General features: G+C 44.1%; 12 protein-coding genes. 4 read left to right on the top strand and 8 right to left on the bottom strand.

Annotated features, from left to right (window positions below):
* Positions 1-248 precede the first annotated feature (248 nt).
* The 4 genes from ptsP to hpf form a co-directional block, all read right to left on the bottom strand.
* On the bottom strand, positions 249-2,012 hold the full coding sequence (gene ptsP, locus V144x_RS25540) for a phosphoenolpyruvate--protein phosphotransferase (protein WP_144989579.1): 1,764 nt from the start codon (positions 2,010-2,012) through the stop codon (positions 249-251).
* 76 nt (positions 2,013-2,088) lie between these two features.
* Positions 2,089-2,391 (bottom strand): HPr family phosphocarrier protein, encoded by a 303-nt coding sequence (locus tag V144x_RS25535; RefSeq protein WP_144989577.1) that lies wholly within the window; start codon positions 2,389-2,391, stop codon positions 2,089-2,091.
* Positions 2,392-2,612: 221 nt separating this feature from the next.
* Entirely contained in the window at positions 2,613-3,086 is a 474-nt protein-coding gene (locus V144x_RS25530; protein WP_144989575.1) for a PTS sugar transporter subunit IIA, read from the bottom strand.
* Between the two features lie 189 nt (positions 3,087-3,275).
* Positions 3,276-3,626 (bottom strand): ribosome hibernation-promoting factor, HPF/YfiA family, encoded by a 351-nt coding sequence (gene hpf, locus V144x_RS25525; protein WP_144989573.1) that lies wholly within the window; start codon positions 3,624-3,626, stop codon positions 3,276-3,278.
* A gap of 572 nt (positions 3,627-4,198) precedes the next feature.
* Between hpf and V144x_RS25520 the strand changes: the two genes are divergently transcribed.
* Positions 4,199-4,495 (top strand): FmdB family zinc ribbon protein, encoded by a 297-nt coding sequence (locus V144x_RS25520; RefSeq protein WP_144989571.1) that lies wholly within the window; start codon positions 4,199-4,201, stop codon positions 4,493-4,495.
* A gap of 108 nt (positions 4,496-4,603) precedes the next feature.
* On the top strand, positions 4,604-5,416 hold the full coding sequence (locus V144x_RS25515; protein ID WP_144989569.1) for a hypothetical protein: 813 nt from the start codon (positions 4,604-4,606) through the stop codon (positions 5,414-5,416).
* A gap of 42 nt (positions 5,417-5,458) precedes the next feature.
* Here V144x_RS25515 and V144x_RS25510 read toward each other — a convergent pair whose 3' ends face one another.
* From V144x_RS25510 to V144x_RS25500, 3 genes are all read right to left on the bottom strand, one after another.
* Entirely contained in the window at positions 5,459-6,976 is a 1,518-nt protein-coding gene (locus V144x_RS25510; protein WP_144989567.1) for a polysaccharide biosynthesis/export family protein, read from the bottom strand.
* 71 nt (positions 6,977-7,047) lie between these two features.
* Positions 7,048-8,130 carry a hypothetical protein gene (locus V144x_RS25505; RefSeq protein WP_144989565.1) on the bottom strand — a complete coding sequence of 361 codons (1,083 nt, stop codon included), beginning with the start codon at positions 8,128-8,130 and terminating at the stop codon, positions 7,048-7,050.
* Between the two features lie 276 nt (positions 8,131-8,406).
* Entirely contained in the window at positions 8,407-10,479 is a 2,073-nt protein-coding gene (locus V144x_RS25500) for a diguanylate cyclase (protein WP_232102644.1), read from the bottom strand.
* 782 nt (positions 10,480-11,261) lie between these two features.
* Here V144x_RS25500 and V144x_RS25495 point away from each other — a divergent pair.
* Positions 11,262-12,605 (top strand): NAD(P)/FAD-dependent oxidoreductase, encoded by a 1,344-nt coding sequence (locus V144x_RS25495; RefSeq protein WP_144989561.1) that lies wholly within the window; start codon positions 11,262-11,264, stop codon positions 12,603-12,605.
* A 90-nt stretch (positions 12,606-12,695) separates the two neighbouring features.
* Positions 12,696-14,006 (top strand): hypothetical protein, encoded by a 1,311-nt coding sequence (locus V144x_RS25490; RefSeq protein WP_144989559.1) that lies wholly within the window; start codon positions 12,696-12,698, stop codon positions 14,004-14,006.
* Between the two features lie 23 nt (positions 14,007-14,029).
* Here the strand turns inward: V144x_RS25490 and V144x_RS25485 are convergent, their stop codons facing one another.
* Positions 14,030-15,409 carry a DUF1501 domain-containing protein gene (locus V144x_RS25485; protein ID WP_232102643.1) on the bottom strand — a complete coding sequence of 460 codons (1,380 nt, stop codon included), beginning with the start codon at positions 15,407-15,409 and terminating at the stop codon, positions 14,030-14,032.
* Positions 15,410-15,483 lie beyond the last annotated feature (74 nt).

Genomic DNA, 15,483 nt, shown 5'->3' with positions numbered 1-15,483 from the left:
AATTTCAAGGTCAGGAAATGATTTACAATACATTTCGTCTTAATTGAATTAGTTCTTACTTAATCCACTCACCACCGAGGTGATATGGATAGCGGTTGGTTAATTTAATTTCAAAATGGATTCCACCAACCACAAAATGTAAACGTTAAATTGTGATGATTAATATTGACCTTAATGGTCAGCATTAGCCAATTGTGTCATATGTGCTATCTGTCGTTAGATGATACGTTCTGGTTTATCAATTTTGATTACAGAGGTAGTTCTTCATCAAACAGATCAGGACATATTTTATATAGTTCTCCTCTTAAATAACTTTCTACCTCACGGGCAACATCGATAGTCATCGCATGTGCTGCAATTTCTTCTGCCCGCTCGATTGTCAGATGTCGAATGACTTCTTTTACTTCCGGGATTGCAAGTGGTGTTGCACTGATCTGTCGAATTCCCATGCCTGTCAATAAAGGAATCGATTTCAGATCAGAACTCATTTGACCACAAACAGTAACAGGAATGTTTTTTTTATTTGCCGCGTCTACAACCATTTTAATGAGCCTTAGAATCGAAGGATCCGATGAGTTGTAGAGAGATGAGACAGCTGGGTCAGAGCGGTCTACTGCAAGAGTATACTGAATTAAGTCGTTTGTCCCAATGGAGAAAAAGTCAACTTCATCAGCAAACTCTTCAGCCAGAAGCGCAGCAGCAGGAACTTCTACCATCATCCCGATGGGGATATTTGAGTTGAACTCCATCCCCCGTTCTTCAAGGTCTTCAAAGACGTCACCCACAATCATTTTTGCCTGCCGCCATTCCAACAGTGTTGAAATGAGAGGGAACATGATGCGTACATCACCGTGTACAGCCGCACGGAAGATGGCACGAAGCTGAGTTTTAAATAGAGGTAAGTCGCGTAAACTCAGTCTTAAACTTCTTAGTCCCAGCGCTGGATTCATTCCCTCTTTAGACAAATGTCGATAGCCTCGCGGTATCTTGTCAGCCCCCAGATCAAGAGTCCGGATGACAATGGGACGATTTTTAGCCGCTTGAATCACTCGACAATAGGCGTCATAGTGGACTTGTTCAGTAGGCTCTGAATTGGATTGCAGATAAAGAAACTCTGTTCGATAGAGGCCAATTCCATCAGCACCACGCTCAGTACAATGTTCAACTTCGTTGGGGAACTCAATATTACCCATGACATGAACGCGAGTTCCATCTTTTGTTTCCGAACGAATTTTTCGACGGGACGCCAGCCGCGCTGCCATTGAGCGTTGCCGTTCACCCGTATCTTTATATTTTGCAAGAGTCTCTTCATCCGGGTCAATAATGATTTCGCCGTTATTCCCATCAACGATGACCATGTCACCGCCCGAAATATCTGAGAGGAACTCACCTAAGCCAACCACAGCAGGGATTTCGAGTGCGCCTGCCAGAATCGCAGTATGACTGGTTCGACCACCAACCTCTGTCGCGAATCCCAATACGTATTCTTTAGTGAGGCTTGCGGTTTCACTGGGGGTCAAATTATTCGCGAGCACAATAATCGGTTCAGTCAGATTAGAGAGCTCTTCTCGTTTTTCACCCAGTAACTGTTTGAGAAGCCGTTTTTCCAGATCGATAATATCGCTGGCTCGTTCTGCCAGATAGTTATCACCGAGATGTTGGACCAGCTTCGTATATCTGCGGAAGACGCGACTGGAGGCATGTTCTGGGGAGTAGCACTTCTCACGTATTAACGTTTCGATCTCTTCCCGTAATCGAGGTGAACTAACCATTTGCAGGTGTGCAGCAAAAATGGCTCCGTACTGTTTTCCAAGTTTATCTGATGCGAGCCGTTCGTTTTCGGCAATTTCTTCGCAGACGGCATCCAAGGCTGATGTGAGGCGTGCGATTTCCGTATCAATCACATTCACACTCACAAATTGTCGCGGAATACGAAAGTCCTCTGACCCCAGAATAAGCGCGGGGCCAAAGTTCACTCCCTGAGAAACTGCAATTCCACGTTTAACAAGCATTTAATCAGAGCCTAATACGGCACTTTCTAACAGACAGGGAACGAGTGGAAAACCACCCGATTGGTGTGCATGGGGGTTAATCAGATGGGTCAATCGTTTCTTCAAACTTTTTATATCCTGATTCAAAAAACGAAACAATCTCCTCTATGAGTTTGTTGGCATCATCTCCATTTGCCTCTAAAACGAGCTCAGTTTCAGGCATTGCCTTTAACTCCAAGAGGTCATAGATCTCTTTGGCATTCCCTGACCGGCTTCCATTAGAGATCTTAAAATCACAAGCGTAGTTTCGGGAAATTCGGACAATCTCTGAAATAGGACGTAGATGTAATCCTTGCTTCATTTTGACAGTGACATTCTGACGGCAAACAGATTCTTGCATGGCACAATTGATAACTACTCAAGCAACCTGAAAAGCAAACATGTTTCAATCAGAAATCATGATCAGTTCAGTAAGATTTGGTAATTACCCCTTTCCTCTTAGTTTGACCAGCAATGAGCCAAAGTAGAACACACTTTCTGCATTTGAGGATGCACGTTTGACTTTAATGTCAGATAAAACTGTATTCGCCAGAGTTCTCTCTGACAGAAATACCTCGTTACTTAGTCCAGCTGGTTACTGTCCGCTTCGTTGAGTAATTCAACAATATCCTTAATGTTCTTGGACTGTCTCAGGAACTTACAGAAGTTTTGATTTCTCAGGTGGCGGGAAATATTTTCTAATCCGCGTAAGTGATCTCCCGGACGATCCAGAGGTGAAATCAATAAAAACAAAATATAAACATCTTCACCATCCAGGCTGGCAAAGTCGACACCTTCCGAAGACAGGGCAACAGCAGCGGTCAGATTTTCAACGGAAGAATGTTTGGTGTGAGGTACAGCAACACCATTTCCTATTCCGGTAGAGCCCAGCTCTTCCCGTTTTAGGATTGCGGAGACAATGCCTTCCTCGTCCTCGACTGAAATACTGCCTGCATTTTTAAGCCCGGCAACCATCGTGCGGATTGCTTCTTCTTTAGTGGTTACATTCAATTCCGGAATGATGGCATCCGAAACCACGAAGTCTGTTAACTTCATGTATTTTTTCCTTCTAACTACATCTGTAAAAAAACTCAGTGTCTGCGATCTAAAGATGCGAGACGTTGTTGTAAACTGTTACAGCTTTCAAGAACACAAAAAGCAGCAAGTGTTCCCAAGCTGATAACACAATGATGATCTCATACTTTTATTCGTCAGTTGAGAAATGTCTCCTCTGACGACCAGGAATTATTCAGATTCTGCTTCCGAAATCTCATTTTCTACGACTTCATTCATGGGACGGTCGCGACGGTGATCCTGAATTTTTTCCTTATATCTTTTGATTTGTTGCTCCATTTTACTCAACGCGGAATGGAAATTTGGTTTGATTTCATCACCTTCCGCATGAGCAACAAAGTTGTGTTTATGTTCTGCGTCTACGAGAATTTCGACCCGATTCTGGTTTTGTCCCTGGTCGATCGTGACTTGGATTGCAGTTACCCTCTCAAAGTACGTCAGTAACTTCTCAGACTTTTCAGTAATATAATCACGGAGACCATCTGAAACGCTACCATGACGACAAGTAATCGCAACTTGCACTGACTGTTCTCCTATTTAATAATACCATCTATTGGATGTGTACTTATGTGAGTTTGTTTAGGTCCAGCAATAGACGCTGATGCTAACAGATTCTAGCTGGCCAGGTCCAGCAATACCAGCCACTAATTGTTAACCTTGAGGTTCAAACATCAGAACCTTTTCTTGCCTAAATGGTTTGGATATGATTGAAATCAGGCAGAATCAGGCTTTGGGTACCCATTTTATAAGAGATTTCGTATTTTATTTCACGTAAATCTATGGAGTAAACAATTTTGTGCTACTTTAGTTTCGATTGCCGAAATTACCCTGTCTGAAAGATTATACAGACTTTCTGATAGAAACCATAAGAAAAAGTTCCTGTTGTTCAAGGACTTCCGGTATCTTTATTTTCAGTAGGCTTTTCTCACTTAGAAAAGAGTCAGTATTCCTACGAATACTTGGATTAACTTGTTTTACGTCCGTCATATTATGTGTAAGCTAAAGACACTTTAGATAAGGAACCGGTTCAGAATCTGGATTCTGATTATTGGCCGGAACAAATTAAAATTGAGTTGAGAGGTAAAAAAGTAGCAATGCCTACTTATGTTTATGAGGTAATTAACCCGGATGGAACTCCGGGCGAACGATTTGAAGTCATTCAGAGAATGAGCGACCCTGTATTAACCGAACATCCCAAAACTGGTGAGTCCGTTCGCAGAGTGATTTCAGCTGCTTTTATTTCCGGAAAATGGTCTGACTCTGAGGCGAAGCGAACATTAAATGATGACAAACGTTTGGGAGACTTGGGCTTCACGAAATATGTAAAGTCGTCAAAAGGAACTTACGAAAAAAGGGCCGGGGATGGTCCGGATCTCATTTCCTCTGATTAGATTGTATGTAATTCAGAACTATTTTATAGCTTGAAATATCATCATTGATTTGGAATTTTGGTCTACTGTTATCTAAGAGTTCTGTCTGCTGAGGGAGATTTCTGAGGTATGAATTTACAGTTATTATACTTCTTTTTGACATTCGTTATCGCTTTTAGCCTTCATTCAGATGTAATCGCTGATACAAAAAAGCAATCAAACCAGAAGAAAACCGAATATGTTAATACTCAGTGCGAGGGAAAATATCCGCACCACTTGCAGGGAATTTGCATTGATGGCCTCGGGAATATCTTCTGGAGCTTTACAACAGAACTCGTTAAAACCAATGCGTCCGGCAAAATTTTGACTAAAATTCCCGTCGGGAATCATCATGGTGATCTCTGTTTTCGTGATGGCAAAATTTTTGTTGCTGTCAATTTTGGTGATTTCAATAATCCTCAAGGAAAAGCAGATTCCTGGGTTTATGTGTATGATGCAGAAAAGCTGTTACTGATTGCCAAGCATCAGACACCAGAAGTGATTTACGGAGCGGGGGGAATTGCATCCCACAATGGAAAGTTCATTGTCGTTGGTGGCCTTCCAAAGGGAGTGAATGAGAACTATCTCTATGAATATAACGAGAACTTTAAATTCGTCAAAAAACACGTTCTCAAAAGCGGCTATACGCTATTGGGAATTCAAACTGCTACTTTTGCAGATAATCAGTGGTGGTTTGGTTGCTACGGGACAAAACTTTTGAAAGCAGATGCCGCCTTTAATTTCACTGAAAAATACAACATAGATTGTAGCCTCGGAATAGAACGCGTCACTGACAAGCTGCTTTTAATCGGTCGAGGAGCGAAGGACGCTAAAAAGATGCATACGGGTAAAGTCCTTCTGGCCGATCCCAATAAGAAACAGGGCTTTGTGATTCGAAAGTAGTTGTATTCCGTGTTTGGTCGTCAAGTAACAGAATCTAAACGGTTAGCGATTATTCTGCAAATTAGAAGCGGCGAGCCCGAATAACGCACCTTCCAGGAGATGGCGTTCAATAAATGCCGCAATTGCTTCAGACTTGGTATATTGCAGGATCACAAAATCCCCGGGCTGAATCAGAACGCGTTGACTGGGGTGTCGCACTGCCTGATATAAATCGACTTTAATTGGCAGTTGTGTCCCATTAGGAAGCTGCCGCAATATAATGGCATTACTGGCACTGATTGTAACATCCTGATTTAATCCAGAAGGCCCACCGTTGGATCTGGTGTTACCTCCATTTTGTGATGCTTGTGCAATTGAGATAGCGCCGAGAATATCCAGGTCATAATCACGTGGAAGCGTGTATTGGCCTCCACCCAGTAAACCTCCTGTATAAAATATTTCTGTGTCTCTTGATTCGATGAAGACAACATCGCCATCATGGAGAATGATATCATCGCGCGTCAAATGAATCTGCTCGCCAGGACTCAAGCGAATGGGAACTTTGATAATTCCAGAGCGTTGCATTGTCGATTCGTTAATGATTGATGGTGTCATGTAACCATCGTAGTCTATTCCACCGTCTATATTGTAAAGCGGCTGTCCTACTTGAAACCCGGAGTCCATCGGTGTCGGTGATTGTGGAATCGGCGTATAAGTATCAGAGACCTGTTGAATGTTCTGGTTGGATGTCAGGTGGTGGGGCTTGCTGGAACCCGTATGAATGGGCTGTGGACAGATCGAATTATTTAATTTGTGTGCACCACCTCTAATGATATATATCGTATTTTCTGCGTCCAACCCGGGAAGTCCGCCTGTTTCGGCCAATGCATGCAGAACGTCGTTATTGTATGCTGGCAGGTTGACCACGCGACCTGTACCCCGTTTCGATCTTCCAATATTCAAAGTATTCCCATCGCTGCCTACAACGTCATTGGAATTTTCTTGTCGAATGACCAGTACGCGGTACGATCGTGGTTTCTGGAGACTAATGAGAATTCGGTCACGTCCTTCTCTCAGAATATTTTTTTCACTTGTGTATTTGCGACGAATCGTTTCTTCGAGTTGCGTGAGTGTCAACCCTCTGGCAAAGACAGTTCCGATCAATGGAAGTGAGATGGTGCCATCTTCACGAATGGGGATGGGATAACCAAGTGAGGGGGCAACCTCCTGAGTTTGGGGGAAATGAACCGGCGGCACATCTTTAAATTGACCAAGCACGCCTTCAATGTAAACGCCTAAAACGTCTCCTGAATCGAGCAGGTAATGTTTTGGCGTCGGTTGTCGGAGTAAAGAGAGGTCAATGGTTTCCTTGCCGGATTTCTTTTCTGCCTTGTATTCGGTTGGCAGGTATTGAGCGGGAACCCCTTTGATCGGGTGGATCGCAGCGCATCCATTCAGAATCGTAATTAACATCGGTGCGCAAAGTATTTGCCATTTGATTGAAAGCATTAATTCATTAAGTTTCAGCATCCTGACCGAACCTTTTAATTCGATGATGGCGTGGTTGAATTGTTGCGACATCCTGTCGTAAATTCCCTTTGGCTTTTTTTCGTCGTTAAATACGTTCTGAACCTGTTTTATGTCATCCAAAATTAATACCTGTTTCTGAATGATTGACCAGAGCCAGAGTAGGGTAGAGCATGCGGATTTCTTCGGTAATCTAACTGCCTATACTGATTTGAGGGCAACATGTTCTGGGGTAACGGAGTATAAGGATACGACTGTAGTGAATATGGATTTGGCGGCGGATCATCATTGATATATGCAGGTCTTGCAGGTTTACCGATTGCAGGGTGATGGCTTTTTTTCGAAGGGGGAGCTTGAGACCTCAACGGAGGCTTAGGTGCTACAATTGGCGGCTGGTTGTGGACTTTTGGTTTGGGCAATACGGGTTGTTGAATTTGAGGTCTTGGTGTTATCGGCGGAGGTGGAAGCGTGTGTTGCCGTTGTGGAATTGGCTGCGCGGGAATTTCCGGTTGAGGTGCAGGCGCTGGTTGTTGATTTGGTATCTTTATCGTTGGTCGTTGAGGGCCGCTCATCGGCGCAGGTGGTGCGTAATTTGAACTTGGTCCAGGCTCTACTGCGTGCTGAGGATAGTTTATATTTTCGTCCCACTGTTCAAACTCTGGTTGATCCCAACCTGTTAAGGAATAGGGAGTCGCGACTTTGTTATATTCGTATCGTCCATCGGCTAAAGCATGTTCGGCGCCGAGTTTGTAACCTGTGAACCATTCCTGAATTTCCACATAACCTGCTGGTGTGCGATAATGGGCTGCCCAGTATTCTTCAGGAGGAACGGGAGGGATTTCACCAGAATCTCCTAATGCAATATCAATATAAGCCTGTCGATAACCTTTTCGGAACGCTTTCGATGGTTTGTCTTTACAATGGCATGCCATGTTTTTCAGTGATTGATGTGCGCATTTTTTAGCAGCATGTTTTACAACAAACTTATCAAGATCGGTTTGATAACCGTCCAATGAATAGTAAGGGTGAGGAGAACATTTATCGTGATGAAACAGGAAACATTTTTTGACCCGGCCGATGGTTGTTGAGCAAGTTCCATCGGAACAGTTGTCGGTATTAGCACAACCTGGAAAACCAACTAGAACTGATAAAAGGAACGCACCGGACAGCAATAGAGATTCAGGTATCAACGAAATGAAATACTTCACGTTGTTTCGTATTTTGAAGTGCACTATAAAACCACCATGCGCAGATTGATTGTTAATCGATACGGATGATTTATCGGACTCGTATTATTCCGTTGTGCATGGTTTTTCGCGTCTTACTGATTATAGGGGGGCGTAAGAAAGATAGAATCGTTTGAACTACCAGATTCGGTATGATTACTACAATGCGTAAGGTTCAGTTGGTTTGCCTGTTTTGACTCGGTGGGTGCATCTAGAGGACTTGGGTGGCAGAATCTGCCGGAGATTGGCGTAAACGAACTAATCTGCAGCGAAATAGTTCTTTAAAAGTCGGAAAACACGATTGGCACGTTGTTGAAACTGAGTGGTCTGTTTCACCCATCCCAAAGGAGAAATCCTGACCTTAATTTCAACTTGCGAAGTGGAAGACCGTTTATTACCGTCTGTTTTTTTGACAAAGTTGCCGAATTCGACTTCGACTTCAACTGGTCTGCGGTCGTCAGTTTTCCCCCAAAAAGGGAGCAAACCTGTTTGGCCAAGGCGCAATATAGCGTGACTTGTATTGACTTCTGTCAGTTTAGCGTCGTTATCGTTAACAAATCCGCCCAACTTATAAACAACGATATCTGATGAGATGAACGCGTTGAACGTATTTTCAAAGAGCATTTCGTCAGATGTTGACTCACTTGTAACCTGAGCAGGTTCTTCTCCTGTAAGTAATTGATGGCTCGTTAAGGAGCAAACTCGATTTCGGCCCGTTTCTTTTGCGTTATACAAGGCTTTGTCTGCTCTACGGAAGAGACTTTCAACCGTATCTCCTGACTCAGCTTGCGCGACACCAAATGAAGCTGACAAACGAGTTTTAATGATGTTTTCGATTTTTAAATTGCTAATAGCCAGCCTTAATCGTTCTGCTTTTTTGACGGCATGTTCCAGATCGGTTTCAGGACAAAGAATGACAAATTCTTCTCCACCGTAACGGCCTACCAGTTCCCCCGAATAAGTTTCATGCTGAAATAAACGTGCCAGTTCGATCAGAACATCATCGCCAATAGAATGCCCGTAAGTATCATTGATATTTTTGAAGTGATCAGCATCAATGAACATGATACTTAAAGGGGGTGAATTTTGCTCTTTGTTAATTCTGGCCAGCATAATTGCCAGTTGAGTTTCCAATTCACCTCGATTGGCAACCGAAGTCAACGCGTCCATGCTGGCTGCTAATTTTAAATCGCTGAATTCTTGTGGTCGCTTTAAACCGCGAGATAGATCTCTATAGATTTCCGCAACACCAACCAGATGTCCCTCATCATTGAACATGGGGACCGATTGAACTTCAATATTAATTAAACGCCCACCAGGACGTTCCAGCATATATTCTGTGGTCATCGGTTTTCCATTGGCGATGACTCGATTCATTGAACATTCAGCTGTTGTCAGGCTCGTACCTTCTTTATTTGTTAATGGCAGGCTATTACTGGTCCAAGTCTCACCTAAAACATCTGTTGCATGGATGTCAGCCAGTTTTTCCAGTCCCGGGCTGAATATCACAAACTGAAGATCAGAATTGACGATATAAACCCCATCATACAGACTCTCAATCTGAAACAAATATGAGAAGATATTACTAATCAGATTTGCTTCCTGAGCTTCCTTCTCGCTGAATGGCTTGGGTTGATAGAGTCGATTGACTTCCAGCAATGCATCGTGGAAAACTTCTTTCTCGTTCTGTTCCCAGCGCGACAGCGCACAAACAATGTTGCCGTCAAATTGTGTTCCCGCCGATTCCATTAAAATCGACATAATTTCATTATGTTTTTTGCCAGATCGATAAACCTGATCTGTTGCCAGAGAATCGTAGGCATCGGCAATCGCCAGAATACGTGCTCCCTGATGGACATCGCTACCAATATATTGATAGCCATTTGTTGCGCCGCTGAAGTGATAGCGAGTTTGCGATAAGATCGTCAAAACTTCATGGTCAGTACGGCAGGCTTGTAGGACGTCCAGGCCGATGTTGTGGTAATGTGACATTAGTTCAATTTCATCTGATGTCAGTTTACCAGGCTTAAAGAGAATGTGATCGGGGACACCAATTTTTCCGATGTCGTGTACCAGCGCTGCGATTTCCAGCCGTTTCAGATGAATTCCTTCCCAGCCTAAATTCGTTGCAATTCCTTTTGCCAGAAAAGCAACACGGCGGGAGTGACATAATGTGGCAGCATCGCGCGCCTGCAGAGCCGTCAATAATTTTCTCAGGTGTTTTCGAGAAATGACCTGATCGACATCATCTGATTCGTTGCCTTCCAGTGAAAATTCTTCATATTCCTCTGAAAGTGCAAGGAGTTGCTTCAGAATCTGAGAAGAGTCCATATTATAGCTACCATGCACAGAATTCTGCTGCTGCACAGTGTTACTATTTGCTATGAGAGGACTATTCATCTTGCGACCTTAATGTGGGAATAAAAAGCGATCTGAGTCCTGTTGAGATGTATTTCAAACTGACTAGATATCTATTTTGTATCCCTAAAATCATCTTATTTATCGCAATGTCTTTGTCTGAAAACTGTTCTGTTTTAGTACACCGCAGTGAGCAATCGAACTTGTGTATTAATAATCTTAGTGTCAAAACAAAAGACAATGTAATTTGGAGTATTTTCTATACGTTAATGCGTTCTCGTGTTGAGATTCGAACACAATGCATGCATCAATGCAGAGGGACTATGCTTAAAGGTAGGTCGCGGACGCAGGATGTCAAACGGATGCAATGCAGGGGACTACTGGAGTTGCTGACGAAAATAACTATTAAATCATTTGAAATGTTCTTCATATGATCAGCAATAATCACTATGGAAGCTATGGTGCCGAATATACTGATTTTGCTACTTTCAATGAGTTGCCTAGAAAGCTGTTAGATTCAGATCAAAATGGCTGAAATCAATATCAATGGAAAGATCATTTGTTGTATTTCCGACTAATATTTTGACCCTTCAAAATTAAATGTCAAAATAACGTTTGGATTTTTCGCAGAACCCAATTTCCGCATTAAGTCCAATTGTCTAAAATAGCGACAGTGAGCGTTCACGATCAGCTTATTGGAGATGTAATTTCTTCAGTCTGGTTGGATTTAACATTATCTTGCAATCGTTAGTCAAATGAATGAATTACAGAGTCCTGGTAAGGAAACCAGGCCTAAGCAGGCATTGATTGTTGGCGGTGGTTTTGCCGGCTTAAATGCGGCATTGCAATTGGGAAATGTCACGGGAGTGGAAGTCACTCTCGTTGATCGTCACAACTACCATTTATTTCAGCCGCTTTTGTATCAGGTGGCGATGGCAGGCTTGAGTCCTGCTGATATCGCAGCGCCAATTCGAAGTTTGCTTTCGGCTTATCAAAATATAAGTGTCTTACTGGGAGAGGCACAATCCGTGGATCTTGCCGGGCAAAAAGTCCAGTTTGATTTTGGAGAGCTGAACTTTGATTATCTGGTTCTTGCTTGCGGTGCGACGCACAGTTACTTTGGCCATAATGAGTGGGAAAAGTATGCACCAGGATTGAAAACCGTAGCGCATGCAACAGAAATTCGTAAGCGCGTACTTTCTGCATTTGAGCATGCAGAACGGATTACAGATCCTGATGAGCAAAAGAAGTATCTTACCTATGTCATTGTTGGCGGAGGTCCTACCGGAGTGGAATTGGCTGGTGCAATCGGAGAGATGAGCCGCTTTACACTTTCCAGAGATTTTCGTCGGATCAATCCCAGCCATACACGAGTCATTTTGGTCGAAGCCGGTCCTCGCATTTTGCCGATGTTTTCCGAGCAGCAGTCAAACCGGGCGGCTCGCGATCTGGAGAATCTGGGAGTCCAAATCTGGACTTCGTCCGTTGTGACAAATATCAATGAAGAAGGTGTTGAACTGGGTGAAGAACGAATCAATGCCGCCACTGTTCTCTGGGCAGCTGGCGTGGAAGCTTCTGAATTGGGTAAGTCGGGGGGCATGCCAGTTGATAACCGCGGACGTGTGGTTGTGGAACCCGATTTGAGTATACAGGATCATCCCAATGTCTTTGTTGCCGGTGATCAATCCAGCTTCACACATCAGACAGGAAACACTTTACCGGGAACAGCACCAGTGGCACTTCAACAGGGAACGTTTATCGGGAAAACAATTCGCGAGGAACTTACGGGAAAGCCACGAAGTAAATTCCGCTTTCATGATAAAGGGCAGATGGCGACTATCGGTCGCAGTCGAGCGATTGTGGAGCTGGGACGATTTAAAATTTCTGGATTTATTGCTTGGTTAGCCTGGTTGGTCGTTCATATTTTCTATCTGACCGGATTTAAGAATCGGGTGCTGGTCGTTATGCAATGGGCCTGGTCCTATCTCAGTTTCAGGCGGGGGGCACGTTTAATCGTTGATCGAGACTCGAGTTCAGAACCACCAAAGGCACCGGAGGCCAAGCCTGAAGAAGAGGTTCCTGTTTCTTTAGAGCCATGAAGAACGGAAATTTGTCAAGGGGATCGATATTTTGTAATGTTTCTCGTATGCTGAAAAGTGCTAGCGCTCCTAGGTTTACTTGGAATAACGATGAAATTAAAAATCGCCACTTTTCGTTTTGATGTGACGCCTCCCCTTGGCCATTCCTTGTGTGGAGGTTGGATACCACCCGCTTCACGAATCGTCGATTCGCTAGAAGCGATCGGCTTTGTAATCTTGAGTGATCAGCGTCCGATTATTGTTTGCGCAGTCGATTGGACTGGACTGTGCAACGCCGCGCATCAGCAGTGGAGAAAAGTGCTGGCAGAAGCAGCGGGAACAACAATAGAACGAGTGGCCGTCCAATGTGTGCATCAACATGATGCACCGTTCGTCTGTCTGGAGACAGACCGTATTGTGCGTGCTCAAGGTGATTTACCGCCGAATGTAGATCCGGAATTTTTTCAGACCTGTTTAAAGCGAGCTGATTCTGCTATTCGAGAGAGTTTAAAGGTGCCTCGACGATTAACGCATGTCGCTGCAGCGCAGTCTAAAGTAGAGCAGGTCGCATCAAATCGACGTATCCTGGATGATGCCGGCAAGATATTGAAGAATCGTAGCGTTGCCGCCAGTAGTGATGACGTACGCGATTTACCAGCGGGAGTGATTGATCCGTGGTTGAAAACGGTTGCCTTTTATGATGGACGAGAGAAGGTCGCAGCCTGTTATTACTACGCCGTGCATCCGATAAGTTACTGTTGTCAGGAAGGGCATGTGACTAGTGAATTTGTTGGCCAGGCTCGAAGGTTAAAGGAACAACATGATACACCAGATTGCACACATATTTATTTTACTGGTTGTGCAGGGAACCTGAATACAGGTAAATATAACAACAGCTCCCATAAAGAAAATCGTCAAGTGCTGACACAGCGATTATTTGATGCCATGCAACAGGCTTCTCAAAAATTGTGCCCTGAACCGATCCAAATTATGAATTGGGCGACCACTGATTTTCTGCCTCCGGTCCATAAATCTTTTTCTGCTGAATTGATTGAGAAACAAATCAATGACCGTTCTCAAAATGTCGTTCTTCGTAATCGCCCAGCTTTTACTTTAGCCTGGATCCGACGTTGCAGACAGAAAATTCCCATTACACTCAGTGCTTTACACATGAATCAAGTTTCACTAGTTCATCTTCCGGCTGAGCCCTTTGTGGAATATCAGTTACGTTCACAGACCTTACAACCAACACGTTTTGTAGCGACTGCCGGTTATGGAGACGGAGGTCCCTGGTACATTCCGACAGCTGAAGCCTATTTTCAAGGAGGCTATGAAGTCAGCGTTGCCTTTAGCGATCCCCAAGTGGATGGCTTACTGATGAAGAGCATTCAGACTGTCTTTGAATCTCAGCCTGCAAAATGATATGAGATTCATTCTAAAGCAGATTAAATTAATTCTTTAATCGGTTTACCGTGCGGCAGAATTGGAATAGGGCGACCCTGGAAATCAACGATCGACTTGTCGTAATCGATGCCCAGATGTTGGTAGATCGTGGCCAGCATATCTTGAGGAGTGTAGGGGCTATGTGTCGGATACTCTGCTTTCGAATTTGTGGCTCCCACGACTTGACCCATTTTCAGGTTACCACCAGAAAATAACGCCGTGTATGCCTCTGGCCAGTGATTACGGCCCGTTCCCGTGTTATTTGATGAGAGACGAGGAGTCCGTCCGAATTCACCTACGGCGACGACCATAATCTTCTTATCAAGATTACGTTCATGAATGTCTTCGATGAGTGTTGTCAGTGCCTGGTCCATGTAAGACAGCCGAATGCTCATATATTTTGCAAAGTGTCCGGGTCGACCAGCGTTGGAAATATGGTCGTCCCAGTTCGTAAATTCCTGACCGGTTTTAGGTGTATTAAAGTAGAGCGAAACAACACCACAACCAGCTTGCGCCAAACGACGGGCCAGGAGACAGCCTTGTCCCCACATATTGCGTCCGTACCGCTCACGGAGTTGATCATCTTCAAGGGCGATATCAAACGACTTCGCTGCTTCCGGGCTCGTTAACATTTGGAATGCGAGGTTGCGAAACTTTTCGTTGCCTTCCAGATCACCGGAAAGATCGAGATCATTTCGTAGACGATCAAACTGCTCAAGCAGTTGTCGGCGTTCCAATAAGTGTTTCCCGTCCATGCCCGCATTCAGTTTCAGTGAAGGAGGACGATAATTTTTCGAGGAAGGTTCACTCGATTCAAAGGGGCCATGCTGCATGCCGAGGTAAGTTGGTTGTACCATGTAGAACTTCGAAGGAATCGAGACATAAGGAGGTGTGCCAGCTTCCGATAGACCACGGATCTTACTCGTGATCGATCCGAAATCAGGATGTTCGCTTTTCGATCGGGACGAGGGATCCAGCTTGGAAGGCCGTTTTCCGGTAAGAACAATGATACCCCCGTCACTGTGTATTCCTACATCGTGATGCAGTGAGCGGACTAAAGAGAATTTGTCGGCAATTTTGGCCTGCTTCGGAAATAACTCGCAGATATCCATTCCCGGAACGTTAGTGGAAATGGGCTGAAATACAGAACGATAGGAGGAAGGAGCATCAGGTTTGAGGTCGTATGTTTCCAGCTGTGAAGGGCCCCCATGCAGAAACAGCAAAATCACAGAAGTATCCTGCTTGGGTTGTCCGGCTTCGCTACGTAGAGACATCAACTGCGAAAGCGTGAGTCCTCCCAAACTGAGAGAACCAATTCGCATAAACTCGCGTCGATTTACTGGTCCGTTACAAACCTTACCTGCCATACGGTTTCTTCCCATTCCGTATTCGTAGGGTACGCTTTCAAGACTGATTACATATCAGTGGTTGATTATATGTTGTGGATTAATAAATT

The sequence above is a fragment of the Gimesia aquarii genome (assembly GCF_007748195.1).
GTDB classification, from domain to species: Bacteria; Planctomycetota; Planctomycetia; order Planctomycetales; family Planctomycetaceae; genus Gimesia; species Gimesia aquarii.
This window is presented reverse-complemented; position numbering and strand designations above follow the sequence as displayed.

Excerpts from the sequence above, each read along its gene's own strand:
- ptsP (WP_144989579.1), bottom strand. The coding sequence starts at position 2,012 with ATGCTTGTTAAACGTGGAATTGCAGTTTCTCAGGGAGTGAACTTTGGC.
- V144x_RS25535 (WP_144989577.1), bottom strand. The coding sequence starts at position 2,391 with ATGCAAGAATCTGTTTGCCGTCAGAATGTCACTGTCAAAATGAAGCAA.
- V144x_RS25530 (WP_144989575.1), bottom strand. The coding sequence starts at position 3,086 with ATGAAGTTAACAGACTTCGTGGTTTCGGATGCCATCATTCCGGAATTG.
- V144x_RS25520 (WP_144989571.1), top strand. The coding sequence starts at position 4,199 with ATGCCTACTTATGTTTATGAGGTAATTAACCCGGATGGAACTCCGGGC.
- V144x_RS25515 (WP_144989569.1), top strand. The coding sequence starts at position 4,604 with ATGAATTTACAGTTATTATACTTCTTTTTGACATTCGTTATCGCTTTT.
- V144x_RS25510 (WP_144989567.1), bottom strand. The coding sequence starts at position 6,976 with ATGTCGCAACAATTCAACCACGCCATCATCGAATTAAAAGGTTCGGTC.
- V144x_RS25500 (WP_232102644.1), bottom strand. The coding sequence starts at position 10,479 with ATGGACTCTTCTCAGATTCTGAAGCAACTCCTTGCACTTTCAGAGGAA.
- V144x_RS25495 (WP_144989561.1), top strand. The coding sequence starts at position 11,262 with ATGAATGAATTACAGAGTCCTGGTAAGGAAACCAGGCCTAAGCAGGCA.
- V144x_RS25490 (WP_144989559.1), top strand. The coding sequence starts at position 12,696 with ATGAAATTAAAAATCGCCACTTTTCGTTTTGATGTGACGCCTCCCCTT.
- V144x_RS25485 (WP_232102643.1), bottom strand. The coding sequence starts at position 15,409 with ATGGGAAGAAACCGTATGGCAGGTAAGGTTTGTAACGGACCAGTAAAT.